Source organism: Haloarcula quadrata (assembly GCF_003634715.1).
Lineage (GTDB): Archaea > Halobacteriota > Halobacteria > Halobacteriales > Haloarculaceae > Haloarcula > Haloarcula marismortui.
In genome coordinates, this window is the sequence record NZ_RBWW01000001.1 from 1,435,561 (window position 1) to 1,461,843 (window position 26,283).

A 26,283-nucleotide genomic window follows, 5' to 3' on the forward strand; every position below is an offset into this window, starting at 1 on the left:
CGCTTCTTTCCGTTGACGGAAGGTACCGGTCGGCTGCCGTCCGTCGGTTTTCGGTGTCACATACATCTCACATCTCGGACAGTAAAGCGTGGCAGAGCTGACTATCCATGTACACATCCCGGCAAAGGCCAGTTCGGGGCCAGATACTTCGGCCACTGTGTCTCCGACTCACCACTCTGCTATATGTGACAAAACCGCTAGCCCGTCGTCACGTCGATCCGCGTGCCGCCAGATTCGCTCTCATCGACCGACACGGTCCACCTGTGGGCTCTCGCCGCGGTGTCGACAAGGAACAGTCCGTACCCCTCACCCTCCCGCGTTGTCCCAAAGCCCTGTTCAAACACCTTGTCGCGGTCCGCTTCGGGAATTCCCGGGCCGTCATCGGCCACGTAGAATCCCGAATCAGTGGCACCGATGGTGACGGTCACCGGTCCCTCGCTGTGTGCGACCGCGTTGTCGAACAGTTCGCGAAGCAGCAACTGCAGTCGGTCGTGTTCGGCGTCAATAGCCGCGTCCGTCTGTACTTCGAGCGTCGCGTCCTCGTAGCTTGCTGCGGCCCAGACCTCAGTGGCTACGTCAGCCAGTGCAAGCGAATCGGTTTCCGAGACAGGACATGCGGTGCTTCCGATGCGAGAGAGGTCGGTCAGCAGCGACTCGACTCGGTCGACGGACCGAAACAGGGCATCTTCGTGGGGCTCACCGATGTCCAGTAGCTCTAACCGGCCCATGACGACGTTCAGCGGGTTCTTCGCGTCATGAGAGACGCCGCTTGAAATCTCGTCCCACTGTCTGGCACCGACCCGCCAGTCAGTCGGCCACCGCGTCGCGTACGCGTCAAGCTTTGCGGCCAGCAGGGATGCCGGCGTCTCCGCGGTCACATACTCGGTGACGCCGGCCCGGAGCGCCTCGGTGACCCGGTCCGGTTCGGGGTTGGTCCCGACAAGCACAATCGGAATCTCAGTCCCGCCTGCCCGCAGTTCCTCGAATGCCGCAACCCCGTTGTATTCACCGTCGTCACCGAGAACGACACCCCTGACGTCCCCGTCGTTCAGCCGGTCCTGTACGGTGCTCGTGTCTGGGACTGCCTCGGCGGTTGTCTCGTCCGTCGTCAGTGCTTCGGAGAGTGCCTTAGCCAGGTCAGTCGCTTCGGTACCGGCCACGAGATAGACGGTGCCACGAGCAGGCGTCATCCCGTGCTACTACGAAAACAGGCGGTAAGAAACCGACGGTGCCCTACAGCAGGTCTTCGACGTGGTCGGCGACTTCCTCCGGCGTGTCACCGACAGGGACGCCGTTGTCCTCTAGCGCGGTAATCTTCGACTGCGCGGTCCCGGTACCGGAACCGGAGACGATAGCGCCGGCGTGGCCCATGCGCTTTCCGGGCGGTGCGGTCCGACCGGCGATGAAGCCGGCGACCGGCGTGTCCATGTGCTCGCCGATGTAGCGGGCGGCCTCTTCCTCGTCTTCACCGCCGATTTCGCCGCACATCACGACGGCGTGGGTGTCGGGGTCGGCCTCGAACTGTTCGAGCGCGCCGATGAAGTCCGTCCCGATGATGGGGTCGCCGCCGATACCGATGGCCGTCGACTGGCCGATGCCGCGGTTGGTGAGGTTGTCGACGACCTGGTAGGTCAGCGTCCCCGAGCGGGAGACGAGACCGACGTTCCCGGACGAGAAGATGTTCCCCGGGAGGATGCCGAGCTTGGCGACGCCGGGCGTGATGACACCGGGGCAGTTCGGACCGACGAGATGCGTGTCGGTCTCCTGCAGTTTGCGGTAGACCCGGGCCATGTCCTGGGTCGGAATGCCTTCGGTGATGGCGACAACGAGGTCGATACCCTTCGCATCAAGCGCCTCGAAGCAGGCGTCACCAGCGAAGGCCGGCGGCACGAACACGACGGCAGCGTTCGCATCGGCCTCACGGGCCGCGCCCTGCACGGTGTCGAACACCGGCACGCCAGCGACTTCCTGCCCGCCGCGGCCGGGCACTGCGCCGGCGACGACGTTCGTGCCGTACTCCAGCATCTGCTCGGTGTGGAACTTCCCTTCACCGCCGGTAATTCCCTGTACAACGACGCGCGTGTCTTCGTCGACTAGAACACTCATGCTTCCACCTCCTTTGCGTACTCAACCGCACGCTGGACGGCGTCCTCCAGCGTGTGCTCGACCGTCACCAGATCCTCGTTCAGGATTTCCATCCCCTCCTCTGCGTTGGTCCCTGCGAGTCGGACGGTGACCGGCTTCGGGATCTCGTCGAACTGCTCCAGCGCCTGATTGATGCCGTTGGCGACCTCGTCACCACGGGTGATACCGCCGAAGATGTTGAACACGACCGAATCAACATTCTCGTCGGAGAACACCATATCGAGCGCGTTTGCGATACGGTCGGCCTTCGCGCCGCCACCGACATCGAGGAAGTTGGCGGGCTCGCCGTCGTAGTAATCAACGAGGTCCAGCGTCGTCATCACGAGGCCCGCACCGTTGCCGATGATGCCGACGTTGCCGTCGAGTCGGACGTAATCGAAGCCGTACTCGTCGGCCTTCTGTTCGAGTTCATCGCCTTCCGCCGCTTCCTCGCCCATCTCCGCGATTTCGGGCTGGCGGAACAGGGCGTCACCGTCGACGTTCATGACGGCGTCGGCCGCGATGACCTCGTCATCGCTGGTAATCATCAGCGGATTGATTTCCGTGTCAGCGCCGTCGCGGTCGTCCCAGAGCTGGTACAGCGTCGTGAGGACGCTCGCCACGTCGTTTGCGACCTCGCGGTCGACACCGGCCTCGTAGACGACTTTCCGGGCCTGGAACGGGTGCATTCCGAAGGCCGGGTCGATGTGCTCGCGGGCGATGGCGTCGGGGTCTTCTTCGGCGACCTCCTCGATGTTGACGCCACCTTTCGTCGAGACCATTGCGACCGGGCGGCCCTCGCCGCGGTCCATCGTCACGCCGACGTACAGCTCGTTGACGAAGTCGACGGCTTCCTCGACAAGCACCTTCGAGACGTGGTAGCCCTTGAGGTCCATCCCGATGATGTCCTCGGCGGCCTCGCGGGCCTCCTCCTTGGACTCGACGAGTTTGATGCCGCCGGCCTTACCGCGGCCGCCCACGTGGACCTGTGCCTTGATGGCGACCGGATATCCGATTTCCTCGGCCGCGTCGACGGCCTCATCTACTGTCTCGGCCAGCTGCGAGGCGGGCGTCGGGATGCCCGCGTCAGCGAAGACTTGCTTCGCCTGGTATTCGTGCAAGCGCATGTCATGCAGAAAGGCGAGCGGTGGCGATTTAAATCCGTCCGTTTCTCTTCTTGCGACCAAGCAGGTAGTCCCAGTTTACTGTGGGTAGCGAGAGCGAGCTATAGTAGCTATTGAAAATCAATGCACACCTGATCGCACGACAGCAGTGCGATTAGTGTGTAAATCGTTTCAATTGTTACTATAAACGCACGCGGTGGTATCCAGTTGCAGTATAGAGGCTCGAAACACGAAGGCGCATCCACGGTCGTCCCTGCTGTCCCGTTCAATCCAATAGACCCACAGCGCTGGACCCCGAAGCAAGCGTATGGCCGACGACAGGCACGGGATCGACGATATTGACGGCGAAACGCTCGATGCGGTTGCCGAGGCGCTTCGCACCGCCGAAACTGCTGTCGCGCTCACCGGCGCGGGCGTCTCGACGGCGTCGGGCATCCCCTCCTTTCGCGGCGACGACGGTATCTGGGAGCGCCACGACCCGGCGGACTTCCACCGCCGTCGGCTCGACGCCGACCCAGCGGGCTTCTGGGCGGACCGACTCTCGCTTCGAGAGGCCATCTACGGCGACATCGACCCCGAGCCCAACGCCGCCCACGAGGCGCTGGCGGCGCTTGAAGCGGACGGCCACCTCGACGCCGTGCTCACGCAGAACATCGACGGGCTGCACGACACCGCCGGGACGGACCGGGTCGTCGAACTGCACGGAACCCATCGGCGCGTGGTCTGTGATGACTGCGGTCACCGCCGGGACGCGGAAGTGGTATTCGAACAGGCCGCCGAAAGCAGCGACTTGCCGCCACGCTGTGACTGCGGCGGCGTCTACCGGCCCGATGTGGTGCTGTTCGGCGAACCAATGCCCGACGTGGCGATGAACGAGGCCCAGCGTCTCGCACGGGACAGTGACGTGTTTCTGGCGGTTGGCTCGTCGTTGTCGGTCCAGCCCGCCTCATTGCTTCCGAAAATCGCGGCTGAGGGAGACAGTACGCTGGTCGTGGTAAACTACGAGGAGACGCCGCGTGACGCGAGTGCGGCCCATGTGCTCCGTGCGGATGTCACGCAGGTGCTCCCGGCGATTGTCGAGCGGCTGTAGCGGGTTACAACTCGACGCCGCCGGGAATCAGGCTCTGCCCGCGCAGGAGGCTCCCGTCGTGGTCGTAGACGAGCAGCGTCCGTAGCTCGTAGGTTCGTGACTCGCCCTCGCCGTCGGTGAGACGGACTGTAAACTGTGGGTCTTCTTGAGCGTCCGCCGCGGAAACGAGCGCGTCGATGTCCGCTGTCGGTGCTGTCGCCTCAAAGATGTACTCACCGGTGAGGCGGTTCGTCAGCGAAAGCACCCCGTCGCTTTCGGGCTGGCGGCGGAAGGTCACGTCGATCTCCTCGCCACCGAGTGTGCCGCCGTCTACTTTACTGAGGCGCTCGCGGAGCTCTCCTGTCGGCCCATCGTATACAATCGCTATCGTCGGGTCGTCGTTGTCGGTGGCCGAAGCCTGGATGTCGACGGTGAAGTAATCACGCCTCATTCCGGTGTTTACAGGTACGTGGCCTGGCCAAATGAACGTAACGGCGCACCGACTGTCGGTATCGGTAGCTTTTACCGGACCGGCCCACCCTCTGACAGTAGTATGGCATGGGTGAAATCAGAGTACGCGGGCGAGTTCGCGGTGCTTGCGACGTGGCTCGTGGGGCTGGCCCCGTGGTCGGTGTCGCTGTTCGAGATTGAGGGGGTGACTGTCGTCGGGCTTCGCTTTCTTCCGTTCCGGTTCCAGTTCATCTTCGGAGCGACGCTCCCCGGAGAGCGGCCGTTTCTCTGGGCGTGGCAGGTCACCGCGTTCCAGGAGTCGGAGCCGCTTGCGCTCGCCGGGACACTCGGGGTCGCGGCCCTGGTCGGCTTCCTGTTCCCGCTCGGCCTCAGCCTCTACTACTACGCCGCTGAGGACCGCGTTGAAGCGGTTCTCCCTATGGACCCAGTGCGACTGTTCGGCGGGCTGCTCGGGCTTGTTGGCGTCCTCACGCTCGCGGCCAGCGGGCTGTTCATCACGTCGTTCCCCGGTATCACCGTCCCCATCGGGGCGCTCGTCGCCCTCGTGTTCGCCTATTTGCTGCTGACTGTCGACCGCGCGTGACAGCCAGTCCGGTCCCGTTCGTCCGACCGCTGGCGATTATACTCCTGATAATTTGGCGAGCGAATTTAAGTAGGTGGATACGATAGCAGAGGTATATTCCGCGGAGCACTGTGTGCTCCCCACTGAACCACCGATGTCGAACCCAGAATCTCCCGAACCCGGTGCCTTCGTTTCGGACCCTCTCGGCCACATCCAGTCGTGGCTCTCGCGGACCGCGACGGTGTTGAGCGGGTCAGCGGTTCCGACGGCAAACTACGACCCCAGCCGCCACGGGACGCTGGTCGAGTTCGACGGCCTGAACGGCTACAACGAGGTCGAACGCTACTGGCTGAACGCCCCCTTCGCCTTTGCCTCTATCAACCACGACCCGGACCGCGACGAGCACCTGTATCAGGTCGTCGAGCCGTCGCTGACCGACATCGAGCGAGAACTGCTCGACCGTCTGTTCGAGGACATCCGCATCCCGCTCATCTACCGCGACGACGTCGACACCGACCCGGAGCGCGTCCTCGCCGAAGAACTCGAAGCCAGGCTTGAGGAGTACGGCGTCGTCATCGAACCCGAGACGTTCTACCGCCTGTTTTATTACCTACATCGCTCCTTCCAGGGCTACGGCCACATCGACCCCCTGATGCACGACCCGGACATCGAGGACATCTCCTGTGACGGGGCGAACCTCCCCATCTTCGTCTACCACGACGGCTACACGGACATCGAGACGAACATCACCTACGACGCCGACGAACTGAACGACTTCGTCATCCAGCTGGCCCAGCGCTCCGGTCGGCACGTCTCCGTCTCTGACCCCGTCGTCTCGACGACGCTCCCGGACGGCTCCCGTATCGAACTGGCGCTCGGCGAGGAGGTGACTCCCCGCGGTTCGGCATTCACCATCCGGAAATACGCCGACGAACCGTTCACGCCGATTGAACTGCTGGACTATGGCACGTTCTCCGTCGAGATGCTCGCGTACCTCTGGCTGGCCATCGAGTCCAACAAGTCGCTCATCTTCGCCGGCGGAACGGCGGCCGGCAAGACCACGTCGATGAACGCGCTGGCGATGTTCCTCCCGCCCCGGTCGAAGGTACTCTCAATTGAGGACACCCGCGAGCTATCCCTGTATCACGACAACTGGCTCTCCTCAGTCACCCGCGAGCGACTGGACGATTCGGACATCACGATGTACGACCTGCTGCGGTCCGCGCTCCGGCACCGCCCCGAGTACATCATCGTCGGCGAGGTTCGTGGTGAGGAAGCTATCACGCTGTTCCAGGCGATGAACACCGGGCACACGACGTTCTCGACGATGCACGCGGACTCGGTCCAGACCGTCATTAACCGGCTGGAGAACGAGCCAATCAACGTCCCGCGGCCGATGGTTCAGAGCCTCGATATCCTCTGTGTGCAGGTGCTGGCCCGCTCGGGTGACGAGCGCGTCCGCCGTGCCAAAACGCTCGCCGAAATCGAGGGCATCGACCAGCGAACCGGCGAACTGGACTACTCGACGACATACAACTGGCGGGCCACCGAGGACCGTTTCTCCGAGAACAACAGCGAGCTACTGGACGAAATCCGCGAGGAACGCGGCTGGAGTCAGTCAGAACTGCTGACCGAACTCCGTAACCGCCAGCGGTTCCTCCGCTACCTCCAGTCCGAGGGCATCACCGACTACCGGAAGTTCACGGCGATGGTCAACAAGTACTACGCGGACAAGGAACAGGTCATAGCGAACATCGACGACGACGCGATAGCCTGACATGGCGCTGAACCCGCTCGGTCTGGCACCGCTCGCCGTCGTCGTTGGGATTCTCGGGCTGGTCGGCTACAGCACCGTCAACGAGCGCTTCGACCGCAACGTCACGCGGCTGTCCCGACGGCTCTTCGGCCGGTACGTAGGCCAGTCGCCAAAACGCGAACGACAGCTCGAAGCCGCATACGTCGACGAGACGTACCGCGGCTACGCCGCCAGAACGCTGGTGTACGCCTGTGTGGGGGCTGTCGCCGGCGCTATCACCGGCGCGTACGCCATCGGCGGCTTTCTGCTTGTGCTACCGGCGCTAGTGAACCTTGCACAGGGGCTCCCCTCGACGATGGTGACCGCCTTCGGCCTGCGAACGTTCGAACTCGTGTTGACGCCGACGCAGACGCTCTACATCCTCATCGGCGGCGGCGTGCTCTCGGGCGCGGCGACGGCCGGCCTCACGTACCTCTACCGCTGGGAACGGCTCAAGAATCAGGCAGACGTGCGAAGCCGGAACATCGACGAGGGGATGGCCCGCACCATTGCCTTCATGTACGCGCTCTCCCGCGGTGGGATGTCCTTCTCGGACGTGATGCGTGTACTGGCCCGGAATCAAGAAATCTACGGTGACACAGCCAGAGAGGTCGGCGTCGCTGTCAGGGAGATGGACCTGTTCGGCCGGGACATGATAACGGCGCTCGAACACGTCTCCCGGCGGACGCCCAGCGAACGGTTCAAGACGTTCACCGAGAACCTCTCTAGCGTCCTCCAGAGCGGCCAGTCGCTGGCCCCGTTCCTCCGCGAGCAGTACGAGCGCCATCAGGAGGAAGCCGCCGAGCGTCAGGAGGACCTGCTGGAACGGCTGGCAACGGTCGCCGAGGCGTACGTCACCGTGTTCGTCGCCGCCGTGCTCTTCTTGATGACGATTCTCCTCGTGTTCGGCCTGACGACGACGGACACGCTCTGGCTGTTACAGATGATGGCATATCTCGTCATCCCGCTGGCTAACGTCGGGTTCATGGTATATCTCGATAGCAAGCTCCAGTCGCTGGGTATCGGGAACGGCGGGACGACGGATATTCTGGACCGGTACGAAACGGCGACGCTGGGGAAACCCAGCCTGGGGACCAGCCGTCTCGGCCTGCCCGACGGCGGCGTCGTCCCGGCCGACGAGGCGAACTGGGACCGGCTCAGGTTCCACGACCGCGTGGAATCGCTTCGGGAACTGCTCAGCTCCCCGATTCAGACGCTGGTCTGGAACCCGGTGTACGTCCTCCATCTCACCGTGCCCGTCGCGGTAGTGCTGTTACTCGTCCGTACCCCACCTGCGTTCCAGGCATCGACGGTCAACATCCGTCTCCTCGACGACCTCGTCATCCAGTCAGTCCTGCTGATTCTGGGGCCGTTCGCGCTGGTTCGGTTCATCTACACGCAGCGGCTGTCCCGCATTGAGGACGCGACGCCGGACCTGCTCGAACGGCTGGCAAGCCTGAACGAGGCCGGGATGACTGTCGTCGAGAGCCTCCGACGGGTCCGCGGCAGCGACATCGGTGTACTCACGCAGGAGATGCACCGCATCTGGGCCGACATCAGGATGGGCGCGAACGTCGATGACGCGCTCGTCCGGTTTGGCCGCCGGGTCCAGACGACGGCGATAACGCGCATCGTGACGCTGCTGACCCACGCGATGCACGCCTCGGGCCAGCTTGGTCCGGTGTTCCGCATCGCAGCCACCCAGTCGCGGGCCGACCTCCGGCTGAAACGGCGGCGACGCCAGCAGATGCTTACCTATCTCGTCGTCATCTACGTCGCCTTCCTGGTGTTTCTCGTCATCATCGTCGCCGTGCAGGAAGTGCTCGTCCCGAGCCTGCCCTCCAGCGTGCCGACGCCGGCCGGGGAGTCGAACCGCCTGGGCGTCAGCGTCGACCAGTTCGCTCGCTTCGGCCGCGTCGACAAGGCCGCGTACACGCTCGTGTTCTTCCACACCGCGCTGATTCAGGCCGTCCTCACCGGCTTCATCGGCGGCCAACTCGGGGAAGGAACGCTCAAGGACGGCGCGAAACACGCTGCGATTCTGCTGGGCGTCGCGTACGTCGCGTTCATCTTGCTGTCCTCGCCGGTCGCGTCGATGACGGTCACCAGCCCCGCCGTGTCCGGCGACCAGATAACGGTCGAATCAGCGTCTCTTTCGGAGGGAGGGTTCATTGTTGTCCGGGAGTTCGAGGAGGACGGCAGAGTGCTCGGGACCTCCGAGTACCTTTCTTCAGGGTCCCACGGCGACGTACAGATAACGCTTGACAGGCCGCCGTCGACTGGCCAGTCGCTCGTACTCGTCGCCCATCAGGACACCAACGGGAACCAGCAACTCGACTACCCCTTCGACAGTAATTCAGGGACCCCGGACCAGCCGTATTCGTCGTCGACGGCTGGCGAGAACGTCACCGTCGAGTACACGGTCGAGTGACGCTGGATTTACGGTTCACAATCGGGTAGGAGGCGCTGATGGAGTTTGCCGCCTTCGCCGACCGCGCCGAAGCAATAGAATCTGAGAGTGCCGATACCGCGATTACGGAGGCGGTGACCGACCTGTTCCGAGCATCCGGTTCGGACCTCTCGACGCTTGCTCGCTTCGTTCAGGGTCGAGTGTTTCCGGCCTATGAATCCCGCACGCTCGACATCGGGCCGCGGCTCTGCTACGAGGCGATTGCCCGGGCGGCCGGCCAGAACGTCAGCGCCGACGACGTAGAGCAGCGCCTCGCCGACATGGGCGAAATCGGGGCCGTCGCGGCCAGCTACGACCTCGGTGGTCAGCAGGGCCTCGCCGCGTTCGGTGCTGGTGGTGGAGGGGACGACGCGCTGACCGTCGCGGAACTCGACGACGAGCTACGGAACCTGGCGGCTGTCGACGGCAGTGGGAGCCAAGGGACGAAAGTCGATATCCTCTTTGGCCTGTTCTCGCGGTGTTCGTCGACGGAAGCCGGCTACCTCGCCCGCCTCGTCCTCTCAGAGATGCGTATCGGCGTCGGCGAGGGGACGGTCCGGGACGCCGCTGCGGCCGCTTTCGACGTGCCGGTCGAGGCCGTCGAACGGGCCGTGCAGGTGTCGAACGACTACGGTATGGTTGCTGAAGTGGCCCGCGACGAAGGGGAGTCCGGACTGGCGACTGTCACCCTCGAAATCGGCCGCCCCGTTCAGGCGATGCTGGCACAGGCGGGCACGGTCGCTGGCGCGCTCGAAGACTGGGACCGCGCCGCGGTCGAGTGGAAGTACGACGGCGCTCGCGTGCAGGTCCACTTCGACGGCGAGGACGCGCGGCTGTTCTCCCGGAACATGGAGGAAGTCACCGACCCGCTCCCGGAGGTTGTCGAGACCGTGGAGTCGACGCTGGACGCACCGGTAATCCTCGACGGTGAGGTGGTCGCGGTCGACGACGGCGGCGACCCGCTCCCGTTTCAGGAGGTCTTGCGGCGCTTCCGCCGGAAACACGACGTGGCCGCGGCACGCGAGGACGTGGCCGTCCGGCTACACGCATTCGACTGTCTGCACGCCGCCGGTGAGGACCTGCTTGACGCCGCGCTGGAAACGCGCCACGACCGTCTCGAATCGCTGTTCCCGGCTGACAGCGACGTTGTCTCGCAGATGTGGCTCTCGGACGACCCCGACGAGATTGAAGACCTGGAAACGGCGGCCCTCGACGCTGGACAGGAGGGCATCATGCTGAAAGACCCGACAGCGGCGTACTCGCCCGGCAAGCGGGGCAAGCACTGGCGCAAGCGCAAACCTGACGTGGAGACGCTCGACTGTGTCGTCACCGGCGCGGAATGGGGCGAAGGCCGCCGGGCGAACGTGCTTGGCTCGTTCGAGCTTTCTGTCCGAACTGACGACGGCTACGCCACCGTCGGGAACGTCGCGACTGGCATCACCGACGAGGAACTGGACGACCTGACCGAGCGGTTCGAACCGTACATCCGGAGCGAGGACGGCCGCGACGTAGTGCTCGACCCGGCCATTGTCTTCGAAGTCGGCTACGAGGAGATACAGGCTTCCCAGTCCTACGCCTCGGGCTACGCGCTTCGGTTCCCCCGGTTCCTCTCGGTCCGCGAGGACAAGACGCCTGACAGCGCTGACTCGCTTGCGCGCGTTGAGCGACTGGCCGAGTCACAGTAGCGCCGCTGGGCCGTTTCGAGACGGACCGACACGCGTAATGGGCGTCTCCAAGAACAACCGTTCATGACAGTCCGACACGACGGCATCACTGCGGAGTGGCTCGGCTACGCGACCCTGCGGCTGGAAGGCGAGGACACGGTGGTTTACTTCGACCCCGGCCGGTACGGCGTCCTGACTGGCGAGTGGGAACCGGACACGCCCGGCATCGGCCATCCGCCGACGCAGGACTACGCCCCGAAAGACGGCGACATCGTCTGTGTGACCCACATTCATCACTACGACCCCGACGGCATCCGCCGCGTCGCAAGCGAGGACGCCACCGTCGTCGCGTTCGAAGGTATCAACGTCCACGCGACCGACCGCGACCTCGACCGCCTCGCCGACCTCGACTACGAGGTCCGCAAGGTGTCGATGGAGGCCGACGTGCTGGTCGACGATGTCCCGATCTGGACGATGCCGGCGTACAACCACGAGGACGGCCGGAACCTGAAGGACGACGGCAGCCCGATTCACCCGAAGGGTATCGGCTGTGGCTTCCTCGTCGCCATCGACGACACCCGCGTGTTCTGGCCCGGCGACACCGACGTGCTGGACGGCCACGCCGAACTCGACGTCTCGCTGTTCGTCCCCTCTATCGCCAAGAACTACACCATGAACCGCCACGAGGCCGCCGATCTGGCCGAGGCGATGGACCCGGACCTCGTGCTCCCGATGCACTACAACACGTTCGAGTTGCTCGAAGCCGACTCGGGTGCGTTCGCCGAGGATGTCGCAAAACGCGGCGTTCCGGTCGTGCTGGACGAGAACTGACTGGCGAACCCGTCTTCGGCGACCCGAGACAGCAGACGGTCTATCTGTCAGTCAAAACAATATTGAAGGATTCAGCAGAACACCACCGACATGGAACGCGCCAGTGACCGAACAGGGGAAACACGTTCCCCAGCCGAACGAACGCCCTCGTTCGGTCACCTACTGCTCGTCTGGCTCCTCGTCGGGCCGTCGCTGTGGTCCCTTGGTTCTGCCGTGGCCGATGCGATTCAGGCCGAACTGCCGCTGTCGACGATGGGAGCCGGCCTGCTGTTCGGAACGATAGTCGTCGTGTCGTTCTGGACCGCCGGCTTTCAGCCCTCACTCAGGGCCAGTTTCGGCTATTTTGTCGCGGAACTGAGTATCTATCTGGTCTTGGCTGTCGGGGTCGTTACGGTCTTCGTTCCGACCTTTACACCGTGGGTTACGATTGCTGTCCAACTCGTGTCTATCTGTCTCGCCGCGACGCTGGTGTTCACCCCGGTCGGTGCGAACATACGGAACTGGTTCCGGCGACATGTCCGCTCTCTGCTGAAACTACCGCCACAAGACCGGTCAGTCGATCACGACTGATGGATTCTCGACCGAGCAAACGCGGATTCGTTTTGCCGGTCAGTCGTTCCGGGTAGTACACTAATTGCGCACCGGCCTCACCACGACTGTTCCCGTTTTCCACTCGACAGAAAACATTTACCGAGTGATAGGAGATGGACTCCTAATGCCCTCCTCCCGTCGGCGATACCTTCGTGGCTGTGTGGCGACCCTCGGACTGGCGTCCGCTGGCTGTCTCGGTTCGAACGGGTACATAGAGACTTCACCGATTGGAACTGAGACGACACCGGAATCAGGGGCTGGGACGGCCGCCCACAAGCGGAGCGGGGAAACGGAACCGTTCGTCGCCTGGCAGCAATCACTCGGTTCACCGATCACTGCCCCGCCAATTAGTACGGGGAGCAGTCTGTACGTCGGGACTGAGTCGGGAACGGTCAAATCATTTGCAACTGCTGACGGGAGCCAACAGTGGATGTACGATGCGAGCGACCCCATCCGCGCGCAGCCGAGATGCGTCGGAAACACCGTCTTCGTCGTAAGCGGGAAAGAAGGGTTGTACGAGGACCACATCGTCGTGGCACTCGACGTCGAAAGCGGTGCAAAGCAGTGGACGTTCTCGCCCGGAGAGTGGTGGCTGGAGTTGCTCGGCGCGACCGAGGAGATGGTGTACGTCGGGACCAACACCGACGCCCCGTCGAAGCAGGGACGAACGCTCTACGCGCTCGCTGTTGCCGACGGGTCGGTGCAATGGTCCGGGGAAATCGGGGACCAGTACGAGGGAGCGGTGCGCAACGGGGCGATATACGTGGCGTCGTACGGTCGGTTCTATGCGTACGACGCTGAAAGCGGTGAGCAACAGTGGATCACTGACGTTTCGGACTACTACTCTCGGACGATGGTTGCCACCGACGACATGCTCTGTTATGCCGCCGACGTGGACGAGACCCATGGAACGGTAATCGGCGTCGCCGCTGACACCGGCGAGACCGTCTGGAGACATGACGAAGGGTCCGTCGCATCGACGACGCTCCATGATGGGACGCTCTACGTCGGTGGTACACACGTCGCCGCGCTCAACCCGACGACCGGCGAGCAACAGTGGCGAGCGAAGCAGTCGGGCTACGTCCAACAAGTCCCGGTTCAGAACGGCGTCCTCTATGCAGGCGGTGACAAGATACGCAGCTACGACAGTAGCGACGGCAAACAGAGATGGACGTGGGAGCCCAACGTAGACGTTGAAGGGGTGGTGCCAGCAGCGGTCGTTTCCGACACCCTGTACGTGGACTCGTGGACGGACGGCGACCCGCGGAATCGATTCAAGTTCGCGGTCGATACGACGGCCGGAACGAAACGGTGGGCGTTCGATGTCGGGAGCAATCTGACCGATCTGTCCGTCGACGAAGATGGGGCCTATGTCGCCGCTGCCGATACCGTGTACGCGCTGGAATAATCGAGAACGCTCCGTCGATACCGTGTCTACAGTATGCCCATCTCGTCCAGCCGTTCGGGCAGGTACGTCTCCGTCACGAAGTCAAGCCCGCGAGAAGCGAGCGCCTGCTGCTCGGCCTTCTTGTTGATATCGAGCTGGAGTTCGATCTGCTCCTCCCAGAAGTCGGTCTGGAAGCGTGGGTCCTCCAGTTCGCTCTCTAAGGCGTTGACGTCGGAGTCCGACAGGGGGTCCGTCGGCAGTTCGTACTCGACGATGTCCTCCGGGCGGATGCCGATGAACTGCGCTTCAGGCGTCGCCAGATACTCCGAGAGGTGCGCGCTCTTGATGGAGCCGTAGGAGACCGACCCGAAGATGCGGTACGACCACGGGTCACCGTCAGTGAATACCGTGACCGGAAGGTCGAGTTCGTCGTGGAGGCGCTTGATGAGCCGCCGAGTCGCCCGCGCGGGCTGGCCGCCGAGGTGGACCACCAGCGCGTCGTACTCGTCGTCGAAGCCGTTCTCGACGAGTCGGTCGCGCATGCCACCAGTCTCCACGCAGAGGACGAACTTCGCGTCGTTGTCGAGGAACTCGATGGTGTCAGGATTGTTCGGAATCTGGTAACCGCCCTGGCCCACGTCGTCCTGACAGTGGATTTCGCGGTCCCCGCGGTTGGTCTGCTCGCGGAGGAGCAGCGGTCCCATCACCTTCGCACCAGACTCCTCCGGACGCATATGGAAGTCCTCGCGCTTGACATCGGAGACGATTTCCAGATCTTCGATGAGGTTGTTCGACTCGTCTTGCGTGTTGAACTGGGCCTCGTCGAGGTCCCAGGACTCCGAGAGGTAGTACAGTTCACGCAGGGTCGAGGAGCGGTCTTCCTCCAGTTGCTGGGAGAGGAAATCGATAGTGTAGACGGCCTTCAGGATCTTTTCGGCCCCGGATATCGTCTTGGCCGACCGCGTGGAGTTCCGGTCGCCGTACACCCAGACCTGCTCGTCCTCGTCGAAGACGATGTTGGACTTGGTCCGGGTCGGGATGGTCATCGTCGGCACCTCGCCGTCGGCGAACTGGTCGTAGAAGTCCGCCGCGAGGTCGATGAGTTGCTCGCGCGCTTCCTCGGTGTCGGGTGTGGTGTCTGAGTCGGTGCTCATATCAGGCGTTCACCGTGAGTTTCTCCTCTTCGATGCCGTCGACCGAGACGGTGAACTCGGCCTCGTCGGTCACGCTGTATTCGAGGACGGCGGTTTCACCGGCCCCGACAGTCGGGGACCACTTGACGAACCACTCGCCGTCCATCTCGACGACCGTCGCGCCGTTGGTGACCTGCGGTTCGGCGGTGACGATGTCGGTCAGTTCCACGTCCGCGTTCGTGTCGTCGTTGTTCTCGATACGGACCCGGACCGTGTCGTCCTCGACCTCGCGCTCGACGAGGACGTTGTTCATGATGCGGGCCAGCGAGTCATCAATGTGTAGCTCGTCGTTGTCCGTGACTTCGGTGAGCTTTTCGGCCATCTCGGGCAGGATAGTCGCCAGCTTGTCCTGCTTCTCGCGGCGCTGTTGCATCGAGCGACGCTTGTTCAGGTAGCTCTTGAGTTCGCGAGCAGCCTCCCGGATGGCGAGTTCGATTTCGTCTTCCATCTCGGGGACGTTGGCGATGGCGTCCTTTGACTCGCTGGTGAAGGGCACGTTCGTCGAGGCGACGTGGACCATGATGACGGCCGGCCCCTTCGGGATGCCCGAGCCGCCGGGCTGGTCGAGGTTGTAGTTGCGCCAGCGGATGGACTTCACAACGTCAGTCGTCGCACAGGCCCCGCGCTGGTACACCAGCGGGACCCGGTTGGCGAATCGCATCACGTCGACTGTCCCCTCGCTTTCGAGTTCACCGCCGTAGGCGATACCAGCCTCGACGATGAACGGGTCGCCGCCGTGGACCGACGCGTCTCGCGTCGACGCGGCGTAGAAGTCCGCATCGAACTCTTTCCGGAGTCCTTCCTCGACGAGTTCCGCGCTGATGGGGGAGAGACAGTCCGTCGGCGGCGCGATGATGTCCGTCTCGCGCATCGCCGACAGCAACTGACTCGCCGTATCGCGGTCGTCGGCGATGTCGGAGACCTTCGGCGGCTCCTCCGGGACGCCCTCTGCGGCCGTCCAGAGCGCCTCTAGCACGTTCTCACGGGCCGTCTCGCCGAAGGTGGCGTCGTCTTGCTCCTCGGTCATGTCGGCCGCGCGGTCGATGTACCCCCGGAGTTCGTCGCGGGTCAGCCGGTGGCGGTCGTCGTCGAACTTGTCGGCCAGTCGGCTCGCCAGCCCCTCGACTGCGGCGTCGTCCTTGCGTTTCGTCGTCACGTCGTCGACGAGGGCGTAGAGGTCACTCGACAAGTTGTCGCTGACGGCGTTCCAGGCCGCGTCGACGGCGTTTTCTCGAACTGTCGCGCCGAACGTCGTGTCGCCGTCCGCTTCGGCGTCTTCGGCCGCCGAATCGACGATGGATTCGACCTCGTGGTACGCGACCCGGTCGCGGTCGTGGATAGCATCGGAAACGGCGGCTGCGAACGTCGCAGTGGTTTCAGCGCCCTTGTTCGCCACGGCATCCTCGACAGCGCGCTCGATATCGGCGTCCTCGTTGACTTTCGGCGGCTGCCAGGCCATGCCGCGGCCGTAGTGCCGGTCGTTGAAGTTCGCGATGACGCTGTCGGCGGTCTTCCCGCCGACGCGGGTGAACTCCTCCTGCATGAAGCCGGATACGGAGTACGAATCCGTCGCTTCGAGCATCTTCAGGAGCGTCCCCAACTCGACGCCATGGGGGTGCGGGCGGATCTCTTCGGTCTCGTCGGGGAGTTCCGCGCGCTCGGCCCGCTCGAACTTCAGGGACTCGTCCAGCCCCGGTTCGTCGAACTCGACGCGGGCGTGAGGGTTGACAACAGCGGTGTCCTGAATGTAGTCCCGCAGCGTCGACCGGGCCCGCATGTTGGCCTCCATCTCCAGTTCGATTCGCGTCCCGTGGGGTCGCTCCCACGTCGTTGTCTCGTCGACGCTAATCTCGGGTTCGTTAGTGTCCGTGTCGACGATGAGTTCGAAGTACTGCGCCTCGTCCTGCCCCTTCGGCCGGGACGTTATTTTTGCGGGCTTGCCGGAAGTCAGCTGTGAGTAGAGCACGGCCGCGGAGATACCGATCCCCTGCTGGCCGCGGTTCTGCTCTCTGGCGTGGAATCGGGACCCGTAGAGGAGCTTCCCGAAGATCTTCGGCGCTTGTTCCTTCGTAATCCCGGGGCCGTTGTCCTCAACGACTAGCTTGTAGTAGTCCCCGGACTCCTGAATCTCGACGTAGATATCGGGGAGAATACCGGCTTCCTCGCAGGCGTCGAGCGCGTTGTCGACGGCTTCTTTGACGGCCGTAACGAGCGCCCGGGCCTCCGAGTCGAAGCCCAGCATATGCTTGTTCTTCTCGAAGAACTCGGCGATGGAGATGGCCCGCTGGGATTCGGCCAACTCCTCGGCGATCCCCTCGCCCTCGCCGAGTTGCGACTGATACGAGGTCATTGTCGTGCGGTACGTACCCGCGTCGGGGTTAAAAGGTAATCGCCACCGGAGTGAAAGTAAACCCTCGCTTCAAAATCGCAGTCCCGCGCGCGTGCGGGAGCTTTATACGTCCCCCTCTATTATGACTGGTAAGTTCCTATGTCAGGAGAGTCTGATGAGTACGGCGCAAAGTCGATCCAGACCCTTGAAGGGCTGGAAGCCGTCCAGAAGCGACCCGCGATGTATATCGGGTCGACGGACGCTCGTGGCCTCCACCATCTTGTCTACGAGGTGGTCGACAACGCGATCGACGAGGCGCTCGCCGGCTACTGTGACAACATCGACGTAACGATTCACGACGACGGCTCCGTCTCTGTCAGCGACGACGGCCGGGGAATCCCCGTCGATACCCACGAAGAGCACGGCCGCCCGGCCGTCGAGGTCGTGATGACGATCCTCCACGCGGGTGGCAAATTCGACAACAAGTCCTACCAGGTCTCCGGCGGACTCCACGGGGTCGGGGTGAGCGTGGTTAATGCGCTTTCGAAGTGGCTCGAAGTCGAAGTCAGGCGCGACGGCGCGCTCTGGAAGCAGCGCTTCGACCACGGCAAACCGGAGTACGACCTGAAGAAGGTCCGCGACCTCAAGCCCGACGAAGAGACGGGGACCACGGTCCGGTTCTGGCCCGACGACGAGATCTTCGAGACCGGCGAGTTCAAGTTCTCGACGCTATCGTCCCGACTGCGTGAACTCGCCTTCCTCAACTCCGGTGTCGCCATCTCTATCGACGATGAGCGCGATGGCGAAACTGAGACGTTTGCTTACGACGGCGGCATCCGCGAGTTCGTTGAGTACTTGAACGAGACCAAGGACCCGCTCCACCGGGATATCATCTACTTCGAGGACGAAGAAGAGATCGCGGAGGGGCCGGTACAGGTCGAGATTGCCATGCAGGGGACCGACGACCTGCAGGGCTCGATCCACGCCTTCGCAAATAACATCAACACACGCGAGGGCGGGACACACCTCACAGGATTCAAGACATCACTCACACGGGTCATTAACGACTACGCGACCGACAATAATCTGCTGAAAGATCTGGACGATACACTCAAAGGCGACGACATCCGGGAAGGACTGACGGCCGTCATTTCTGTCAAACATCCCGACCCACAGTTTGAGGGGCAGACCAAGACGAAACTCGGCAACAGCGAGGTCCGTGGCATCGTCGAATCGGCGATGCACGACGGACTGGCGACTTTCTTCGAGGAGAACCCCGACACGGCCGAAGCCATCGTCGGGAAGGCCGTTGAGGCCGCAAAGGCGCGGAAGGCCGCACAGAAGGCCGAAGAGCTCACCCGGCGGAAGTCGGCACTCGACTCGACCGCACTGCCCGGAAAGCTGGCCGACTGCCAGACCCGGGACCCCGAGGAAGCCGAACTGTTCATCGCCGAGGGTGACTCCGCGGGCGGCAGCGCCAAACAGGGCCGCAACCCGGATTTCCAGGCGATTCTCCCCATCAAAGGGAAGATCCTGAACGTCGAGAAACACCGGCTGGACCGGATTCTGGAGAACAACGAAATCCGGAACCTCATCACTGCGCTCGGGACCGGTATCGGCGACGAATTCGACATTGAGGACCTGCGGTACGAGAAGATCATCCTGATGACCGACGCAGATGTCGATGGGGCACACATCCGGACGCTCCTGCTGACGCTGTTCTACCGGCACATGAAGCCGCTACTGGAAGCCGGCTACGTCTACGCCTCCCAGCCTCCGCTGTACCGGATTCGCTACCGCGGTAACACCTACGACGCGATGACGGACGCGGAGCGCGACCAGATCATCGAAGAGAAGTGTGACGGCAACCCCACCCATGTCCAGCGGTTCAAGGGCCTCGGTGAGATGAACCCCGAACAGCTCTGGGAGACGACGATGAACCCCGACAACCGGATTCTCAAACAGATCACCATCGAGGACGCCGCGGCCGCCGACAAGATGTTCAATATCCTGATGGGCGACGCCGTCGAACCGCGCAAGGAGTTCATCAAGGAGCACTCGCCTGAAGCGGAGTGGGTCGATATATGAGTTCTGACGCTAACGACGCCAACGCCCCGGCAGAGCGGATCGAGCACGTCCGCATCGAGGACGAGATGGAGCAGTCCTACATCGACTACGCGATGTCGGTCATCGCGGGTCGGGCGCTCCCGGACGTTCGGGACGGTCTCAAACCCGTTCATCGACGCATCCTCTATGCGATGCACGAGATGGGCGTCTCCTCGAACACCGCCCACCGGAAGTCCTCCTCGATTGTCGGCGACACCATGGGTGATTACCACCCACACGGCGGCTCAGCCATCTACGACACGCTCGTCCGGATGGCACAGGACTTCTCGATGCGGTATCCGCTGATAGACGGACAGGGGAACTTCGGCTCGATGGACGGCGACCCCGCGGCCGCCATGCGATACACAGAGGCCCGGATGGACCCCCTTGCCGAGGAACTGCTCGAAGATATCGAGAAAGACACCGTCGACTTCTCCAGTAACTACGACGACCGCCTGCAGGAACCCGACGTGCTGCCGTCGAAGGTCCCGAACCTCCTGTTGAACGGGTCGTCCGGGATTGCTGTCGGTATGTCGACCAACATCCCGCCGCACAACCTCGGCGAGCTGGTCGACGCGACGGTCCACCTGCTCGGAAACCCCGACTGTACGGTTGAGGACCTGATGGAGCACATCAAGGGGCCGGACTTCCCGACCGGCGGCAACATCGTCGGCCGCGACGCCATCTACTCGGCGTATGCGACCGGTCGAGGCCGCTTACGGGTCCGCGCCGAATACGAAGTCGACCCCGAAGAGGGGCGAATCGTCATCAGCGAACTCCCCTATCAAGAGAACAAGGCCCGCGTCGTCGAGCGTATCGCCGACGACGTGAACGAGGGGAAAATCGAGGGGATCTCGGACCTCCGCGACGAGTCCGACCGCAACGGCGTCCGTATCGTCGTCGAACTCAAGCGCGGGGCAAACATCGACGTGGTCGAAAACCGACTGCTCGACCATCACCTCGAATCCACGTTCGGCGTGATCAACCTCGCGCTGGTCGATGGCCAGCCCAAGGTCCTCTCGCTGAAAGAGAGCCTCCAGCACTACATCGACCACCGCCGCGAGGTCGTCCGCCGACGCTCCGAGTACGACCTCGCCGAAGCCGAGGACCGTGCCCACATCCTCGAAGGTCGGCTGAAGGCACTCGAAAACGTCGAGGACGTAGTTGAGCTTATCCGTAACAGGGAAGACCGCGACGCCGCTCGCACCGGGCTGCAGGAGTCCTTTGATTTCTCCGAGGAGCAGGCCGCCCACATCGTCCGGATGCAACTCGGTTCGCTCACCTCGATGGAAGCAGCTGAAATCGAAGACGAGTACGAGGACGTGCAGAACACTATTGACTACCTCGAATCCGTCCTCAACAGCCGCGAAAAGCTCGACAGCGTCATCGCCGACGAACTTCAGGAAGTCAAGGACGACTACGACGACGACCGCCGGACAAGCATCATCGAGGACGAGGGGCAGGTCACTCACGAGGACCTCATCCCTGAAGAAGACTGCGTCGTCGTCATCACCGAGGACGACTACATCAAGCGGATGCCGGTCGAGAACTTCGATCCCCAGAACCGCGGCGGCAAGGGAATCATCGGGGCCGACCCCAAGGAGAACGACGGCGTCTCGAAGGTGTTCCGGGCCAACAGCCACGACTACCTGCTCTGTTTCACCAATCAGGGACAGGTCTACCGGCTCAAGACCTACGAGATCCCGGAAATGTCCCGAACTGCACGGGGCAAGTCCGCTATCAACCTCATCGACCTGGACGACGGCGAGGAACTGACCGCCGTCGTCTCGACCGACGAGTTCGGCGACGACGAGTGCATCACGATGGTGACCCGGAACGGCTACGTCAAGCGGACCTGCTGTTCGGAGTTCGAGAACATCCTCTCGACGGGTATCATCGCGGCCAAACTCGAAGATAGCGACGAACTCATCGACGTGGATGTCACCGACGGCACCGGCGACCTCGTCATCGCCACGGAGGCGGGGATGACCATCCGCTTCAGCGAGAGCGAAGTCAGCGAGATGGGCCGTTCCGCACGCGGTGTCAACGGCATCAAACTGCAGGACGATGATAAGGTCGCGGCGATGGTCGCCACTGACGACGACGACCCCCGGTCGCTGTTGACCGTCACGGAACACGGCTTCGGGAAGCGGACCAAACTCGACGAGTATCGCACCCAGTCACGCTACGGCAAGGGCCTCATCGACATCAAGACCGACGACCGCAACGGTCGCGTGTCGACGGCCAAGGCTGTCACCGACGAGGACCATCTGGTCATCATGTCCGAACAGGGCCAGATCATGCGCATCCGCGCCGGCGACGTGTCCCAGGTCGGTCGGAACACAAAGGGTGTGACGATTATGGGACTCGAAGAGGATGACCGCGTGGCGAGTGTGACAGTTGTGCCGGCAGAAACTGAATAGCGGCCGCGAGCGAAGCGAGCGGCCTTTTTCGCCCACGTTTTTGCCGCGAGTGGTGGCCCCCGGCCACCCGAGCGGGAAAAAGGTGGAAGCGGGGTGACGATTATGGGACTCGAAGACGACGATCGCGTGGCGAGCGTGACAGTCGTGCCAGCCGTCACCGACGAATACGGCCCGATTCCCGGTCGCGCGGTTTGGATTGCCTCCTTGCCGTCTAAACAGTTACAGTACGCGCTTGCCGAAGGCACTGGCGACGAGTTCACAGGCCAGTTCGGCAGTGCGGTTGTGCTCGTCGAGAATCGGGTTCACTTCGACCAGTTCCATCGAGCGCAGCTGGTCGTGCTGTTCGGCGACGTACTCCATTGCGATGTGGGCCTCGCGGTAGGAGACGCCGCCACGAACCGGTGTCCCGACGCCGGGGGCCTCCGTCGGGTCGAGCCAGTCGAGGTCGAGCGAGACGTGTATCCCGTCCGTCCCGTCTGTTGCGATATCCAGCGCCTCATCGACGACTGCCGGCGCGCTCCGGGCGTCGATATCCGACATCGTGTATGCCGTGATATCGCTTTCTTCGATCAGCCGGCGTTCCCCGTCGTCCACGTCTCGCAGCCCAACGATGACGACGTTTTCTTCGCTTACCGCTGGTGTGTGCGCCCACGCATGGTCGGAGAACGCACCGAGACCGAGGACAGCCGCCAGCGACATCCCGTGGATGTTCCCGCTGGGTGTCGTCGCCGGCGTGTTGAAATCGCCGTGCGCGTCGAACCAGATGACGCCCAGCTCTTCGTCCTCGCGGGCTGCACCGGCGACGGTTCCAATGCCGATAGAGTGGTCGCCACCCAGAACGAGCGGGAACCGTCCCTCCCGGAGGGTCGCGTCGACCGCCGTCGTCACGTCCTCACAGACCTCTTTTGTCTCTCTGAAGAACTTCGCGCGCCCACTGTCCAGACCACCGGCATCGGGGTCGCGCTCCTCCGGTCGCGGCACAGCGATGTCGCCGCCGTCGATGCAGTCGATACCAATATCCGACAACTGGTCGGCGAGGCCGCCGTACCGTATTGCTGACGGTCCCATGTCGACGCCGCGCCGGTCAGCGCCGAGGTCCATCGGCACGCCGAGAACACGAACCTGTTCTTGCATACTGTCGCCTCCACGGGCGGCGAATAAAGACCCAGCGTTGAGCCGACGGCAGTCAGTTATCGCCTACGTATACGGCGCACAGACCAGCTCGATTCCCTCTTCGAAGCTGGTCTCCGGTTCCCAGCCCGTCGCCTCGTGCATCTTCGAGAAGTCGGCACAGGTGTCGTGGACGTACACGTCCTCGGGGATCGGGTTCTCGATGTACTCCGGCTCGATGTCCGTTCCGAGCTCGTCGTTCAGCATCTCCACGACGGTGTTGAAGTCGTAGGCCTCGCCGGTACCGAGGTTGTACACGTCGTTCAGTTCGTGTTCGGCGGCCAGGACGAGCCCGCGGACGATGTCGTCGACGTGGGTGAAATCGCGGGTCTGCTCGCCGTTGCCGTACAGCTTCGGTGCGTCGCCGCTGGCAAGGTCGTCGGCGAACTGGGCGATGACGTTAGCGTACTCGCCTTTGTGTTCCTCCGCGCCGCCGTAGCCCTGATACACCGAAAAGAAGCGCATCCCGGCCAGCGTAAGGTCGTAGTGGTTCTGGAAGTACTCCGCGTACGTCTCCCGGGCCATCTTCGAGGCCTCGTAGCCGGTGTTGACCGTCACGTCCATGTCTTCCGGCGAGGGCTCGGTCCGACTGCCGTAGATTGAGGACGTCGAGGCGTAGACGATGGTGTCACAGCCGTCGTCCCGGGCCTGCTCGACCGTGTTGACGAACCCCTCGACGTTCACGCGAGCGCCGTGGGTCGGATTGTCCTCGTGCATCGCGTAGGAGGAGAGTGCCGCGAGGTGAAACACCACGTCCACGTCAGTCGGCAGGTCGTCGTCGAGGACACTCTGTTCGACGTACTCTACGTCTTCTGATACGTTCTCAGGCGTGCCAAGATAGCCGTCATCCAGGGCGACGACATCGTTGTTCTCGGCCAGTTTGTTTGCGAGGTTTGCCCCGATAAACCCCCCACCGCCAGTCACCAGAACGCGCTGATTTTCCATATCTGTGTCAGGTCAGCGCTGGAATAAAGTACTAACGTTTTCCGCGATTCTAAGACGGTTCCAGACGGTTTACCGTCGCATTTAAGGACGGCTGTACCGAACAAGAGATTATGTCATCTATCGAACTGACACCCAGTCAAAAGAACATTCTGCAGGAACTGGTAAATCTCTATCGGGAAAGTGAAAGCGCTGTCAAAGGCGAGGACATTGCCGAGAAAGTCGACCGGAACCCCGGCACGATTCGAAACCAGATGCAGAGCCTCAAAGCCCTGCAGCTGGTCGAGGGCGTCCCTGGCCCCAAAGGTGGGTACAAGCCCACCGCCAACGCCTACGACGCGCTCCAGATTCAGGACATGGACCAGGCCGCCGAAGTCCCGCTACGCCACAACGGCGAGCTTGTCGAACACTCAAACGTCGAGGAGATCGACCTGACCAGCGTCCACCACCCCGAGGAGTGCCGCGCCGAGATTCAGCTTCAGGGCACGATGTCCGAATTCCACGAGGGCGACTCGGTGACAGTCGGACCGACACCGCTGTCGAAGCTCCAGATTATCGGGACCCTCGAAGGCAAGGACGACACCAACAACAAACTCATTCTCGCTATCGATGATATGCGGGCACCGGCGGGCGAGCCGGAACACTAGTACGTCTCACTGGTCTTTTGAATTGTTTTTTGCGGTCACCGGGGCCGCATCGTACCGCTCTGACGATGAGCAGCGCTGGGGAATTGTTCCCCCGCTGAGAGGGATTTCAAAGGGTTTGTATCAGTCGGTTGCGGAGTCTGCGATATGACAGAGAACGTAGTGGTGCTCGGTTCGGGGTACGCCGGCGCGGGGGCAATAAAGAGTTTCGAGGACGAGTTAGATGGCCAGACGGACGTTGATGTGACCTGGATTTCTGAGACGGACTATCATCTGGTCTTGCACGAGTCCCACCGTTGCATCCGGGACCCGAGCGTGCAGGAGAACATCGCCATCCCCGTCCACGAAATCAAGCAGCCGTCGACATCATTCATTCAGGACGAGGTCGTCGGCATCGACACCGACGCCCAAGAAGTGGCCCTCGCCGACTCCGACACCGTCGAGTACGACTACTTGCTCGTTGGGCTGGGCTCCCAGACGGCCTTCTTCGGCATCGAGGGCCTCAAAGAGCACGCTCTGACGCTCAAGAGCCTCGACGACGCGCTTGAAATCCACGACAAGATTCAGCAAGCGGCCCGCGAAGCCTCCACAAACGACCCAGCACAGGTCGTCATCGGCGGCGCTGGCCTCTCCGGCATTCAGACCGCCGGCGAGGTCGCCGAGTTCCGCGACGAACACAACGCGCCAATCGACATCCATCTCGTGGAAGGCCTCGACCAGGTCCTGCCCAACAGCGACCCGGAACTGCAGGGTGCCCTGCGCAAGCGTCTGGAAGCCGCCGACGTGAACATCAAGTGCGGGGAGTTCATCGGCGAAGTCGACGAGGAGACGGTGTACATCGGCGACGAGGACGAACTGGACTACGACGTACTGGTCTGGACGGGCGGCATCACCGGCCGCGATTGTATGCAAGACGTCGATCTGGACAAGGACGAGCGCAACCACCGCGTCCACGCCGAAGGGAACTTCCAGACCGAGGACGGGCACGTCTTCGCGATCGGCGACTCGGCGCTGATCGACCAGCCGGGCGACCAGCCCGCCCCGCCGACCGCGCAGGCCGCCTGGCAGGCCGCCGAAGTCGCCGGTGAGAACCTCGCTCGCGCCGTGCGAGGCCAGCCGCTGAAGACGTGGACCCACAAGGACAAGGGCACGGTCGTTTCGGTCGGCGAGAAAGCCGTCGCCCACGACGTGGTGAACATGCCTATCGAAACGTTCGGCGGGATGCCCGCGAAACTGCTGAAGAAAGCGATTGCCGCCCGCTGGATCAACGACATGACTGGTGTCGGTCGAGCCGCCAAGGCCTGGCCTGACATGTAGCGAGTACCTTTTTACGTCACCTCCTCTCCTCGCGCCTCCGGCGCTGCGGGGAGTGGGTTCGCAAAAATCTACGCTAAAAACGACCTTCTCGC

General features: G+C 62.9%; 20 protein-coding genes. 12 read left to right on the forward strand and 8 right to left on the reverse strand.

Going from position 1 to position 26,283, the window contains the following annotated elements:
- Positions 1 to 197 precede the first annotated feature (197 nt).
- Genes BDK61_RS07445 through sucC form a run of 3 tightly spaced genes read right to left on the reverse strand, consistent with a single transcriptional unit; the run spans position 198 to position 3,251 of the window.
- Complete coding sequence (locus BDK61_RS07445; RefSeq protein ID WP_121302896.1) at positions 198 to 1,190, reverse strand: ATP-binding protein; 993 nt, start codon at positions 1,188 to 1,190, stop codon at positions 198 to 200.
- A 43-nt stretch (positions 1,191 to 1,233) separates the two neighbouring features.
- Positions 1,234 to 2,106 (reverse strand): succinate--CoA ligase subunit alpha, encoded by an 873-nt coding sequence (gene sucD, locus BDK61_RS07450; protein WP_004962346.1) that lies wholly within the window; start codon positions 2,104 to 2,106, stop codon positions 1,234 to 1,236.
- Positions 2,103 to 3,251: an ADP-forming succinate--CoA ligase subunit beta gene (gene sucC / locus BDK61_RS07455; RefSeq protein ID WP_004962343.1), complete on the reverse strand. Its 1,149-nt coding sequence runs from the start codon at positions 3,249 to 3,251 to the stop codon at positions 2,103 to 2,105. Before sucC ends, sucD begins: the two co-directional genes overlap by 4 nt.
- A gap of 304 nt (positions 3,252 to 3,555) precedes the next feature.
- Between sucC and BDK61_RS07460 the strand changes: the two genes are divergently transcribed.
- Positions 3,556 to 4,338 carry an NAD-dependent protein deacylase gene (locus tag BDK61_RS07460; RefSeq protein ID WP_121302897.1) on the forward strand — a complete coding sequence of 261 codons (783 nt, stop codon included), beginning with the start codon at positions 3,556 to 3,558 and terminating at the stop codon, positions 4,336 to 4,338.
- 4 nt (positions 4,339 to 4,342) lie between these two features.
- Here BDK61_RS07460 and BDK61_RS07465 read toward each other — a convergent pair whose 3' ends face one another.
- Positions 4,343 to 4,768 (reverse strand): DUF5793 family protein, encoded by a 426-nt coding sequence (locus BDK61_RS07465; RefSeq protein WP_121302898.1) that lies wholly within the window; start codon positions 4,766 to 4,768, stop codon positions 4,343 to 4,345.
- 102 nt (positions 4,769 to 4,870) lie between these two features.
- Between BDK61_RS07465 and BDK61_RS07470 the strand changes: the two genes are divergently transcribed.
- The 7 genes from BDK61_RS07470 (at position 4,871) to BDK61_RS07500 (ending at position 14,088) form a co-directional block, all read left to right on the forward strand.
- Positions 4,871 to 5,371, forward strand: a complete 501-nt coding sequence (locus BDK61_RS07470) for a TIGR04206 family protein (protein ID WP_121302899.1) — start codon at positions 4,871 to 4,873, stop codon at positions 5,369 to 5,371.
- 133 nt (positions 5,372 to 5,504) lie between these two features.
- Entirely contained in the window at positions 5,505 to 7,127 is a 1,623-nt protein-coding gene (locus tag BDK61_RS07475; RefSeq protein WP_121302900.1) for a type II/IV secretion system ATPase subunit, read from the forward strand.
- Position 7,128: 1 nt separating this feature from the next.
- On the forward strand, positions 7,129 to 9,576 hold the full coding sequence (locus tag BDK61_RS07480; RefSeq protein WP_121302901.1) for a type II secretion system F family protein: 2,448 nt from the start codon (positions 7,129 to 7,131) through the stop codon (positions 9,574 to 9,576).
- Between the two features lie 38 nt (positions 9,577 to 9,614).
- Positions 9,615 to 11,279, forward strand: coding sequence for an ATP-dependent DNA ligase LigA (ligA, locus tag BDK61_RS07485; RefSeq protein WP_121302902.1), 1,665 nt, complete (start codon positions 9,615 to 9,617; stop codon positions 11,277 to 11,279).
- 63 nt (positions 11,280 to 11,342) lie between these two features.
- Positions 11,343 to 12,089: an MBL fold metallo-hydrolase gene (locus tag BDK61_RS07490; protein ID WP_011223036.1), complete on the forward strand. Its 747-nt coding sequence runs from the start codon at positions 11,343 to 11,345 to the stop codon at positions 12,087 to 12,089.
- 90 nt (positions 12,090 to 12,179) lie between these two features.
- Positions 12,180 to 12,659 (forward strand): hypothetical protein, encoded by a 480-nt coding sequence (locus BDK61_RS07495; protein WP_007187990.1) that lies wholly within the window; start codon positions 12,180 to 12,182, stop codon positions 12,657 to 12,659.
- Positions 12,660 to 12,804: 145 nt separating this feature from the next.
- A complete protein-coding gene (locus tag BDK61_RS07500) occupies positions 12,805 to 14,088 on the forward strand; it encodes an outer membrane protein assembly factor BamB family protein (RefSeq protein ID WP_244209723.1) in 1,284 nt (427 codons plus the stop codon).
- A gap of 26 nt (positions 14,089 to 14,114) precedes the next feature.
- On the opposite strand, the gene BDK61_RS07505 is transcribed toward BDK61_RS07500, so the two are convergent.
- Positions 14,115 to 15,221 (reverse strand): DNA topoisomerase IV subunit A, encoded by a 1,107-nt coding sequence (locus BDK61_RS07505; protein ID WP_004962323.1) that lies wholly within the window; start codon positions 15,219 to 15,221, stop codon positions 14,115 to 14,117.
- Position 15,222: 1 nt separating this feature from the next.
- Complete coding sequence (locus BDK61_RS07510; RefSeq protein WP_121302903.1) at positions 15,223 to 17,610, reverse strand: DNA topoisomerase VI subunit B; 2,388 nt, start codon at positions 17,608 to 17,610, stop codon at positions 15,223 to 15,225.
- 138 nt (positions 17,611 to 17,748) lie between these two features.
- Here BDK61_RS07510 and gyrB point away from each other — a divergent pair, with 138 nt between their 5' ends.
- Complete coding sequence (gene gyrB, locus BDK61_RS07515) at positions 17,749 to 19,677, forward strand: DNA topoisomerase (ATP-hydrolyzing) subunit B (RefSeq protein WP_004962319.1); 1,929 nt, start codon at positions 17,749 to 17,751, stop codon at positions 19,675 to 19,677.
- The gene (gene gyrA, locus BDK61_RS07520) at positions 19,674 to 22,118 is read left to right on the forward strand and encodes a DNA gyrase subunit A (protein WP_121302904.1); all 2,445 of its coding nucleotides are present in this window, start codon (positions 19,674 to 19,676) and stop codon (positions 22,116 to 22,118) included. The genes gyrB and gyrA overlap by 4 nt, the downstream gene beginning before the upstream one ends.
- Positions 22,119 to 22,337: 219 nt before the next feature.
- On the opposite strand, the gene rocF is transcribed toward gyrA, so the two are convergent.
- The gene (gene rocF, locus BDK61_RS07525) at positions 22,338 to 23,252 is read right to left on the reverse strand and encodes an arginase (RefSeq protein ID WP_004962314.1); all 915 of its coding nucleotides are present in this window, start codon (positions 23,250 to 23,252) and stop codon (positions 22,338 to 22,340) included.
- Positions 23,253 to 23,315: 63 nt separating this feature from the next.
- On the reverse strand, positions 23,316 to 24,233 hold the full coding sequence (locus tag BDK61_RS07530) for an NAD-dependent epimerase/dehydratase family protein (RefSeq protein ID WP_004962311.1): 918 nt from the start codon (positions 24,231 to 24,233) through the stop codon (positions 23,316 to 23,318).
- Positions 24,234 to 24,343: 110 nt separating this feature from the next.
- Here BDK61_RS07530 and BDK61_RS07535 point away from each other — a divergent pair, with 110 nt between their 5' ends.
- Both BDK61_RS07535 and BDK61_RS07540 read left to right on the forward strand, forming a co-directional pair.
- Complete coding sequence (locus BDK61_RS07535) at positions 24,344 to 24,877, forward strand: Rrf2 family transcriptional regulator (protein ID WP_004515710.1); 534 nt, start codon at positions 24,344 to 24,346, stop codon at positions 24,875 to 24,877.
- A gap of 144 nt (positions 24,878 to 25,021) precedes the next feature.
- Complete coding sequence (locus BDK61_RS07540) at positions 25,022 to 26,191, forward strand: NAD(P)/FAD-dependent oxidoreductase (protein WP_121302905.1); 1,170 nt, start codon at positions 25,022 to 25,024, stop codon at positions 26,189 to 26,191.
- Positions 26,192 to 26,283: the final 92 nt, after the last annotated feature.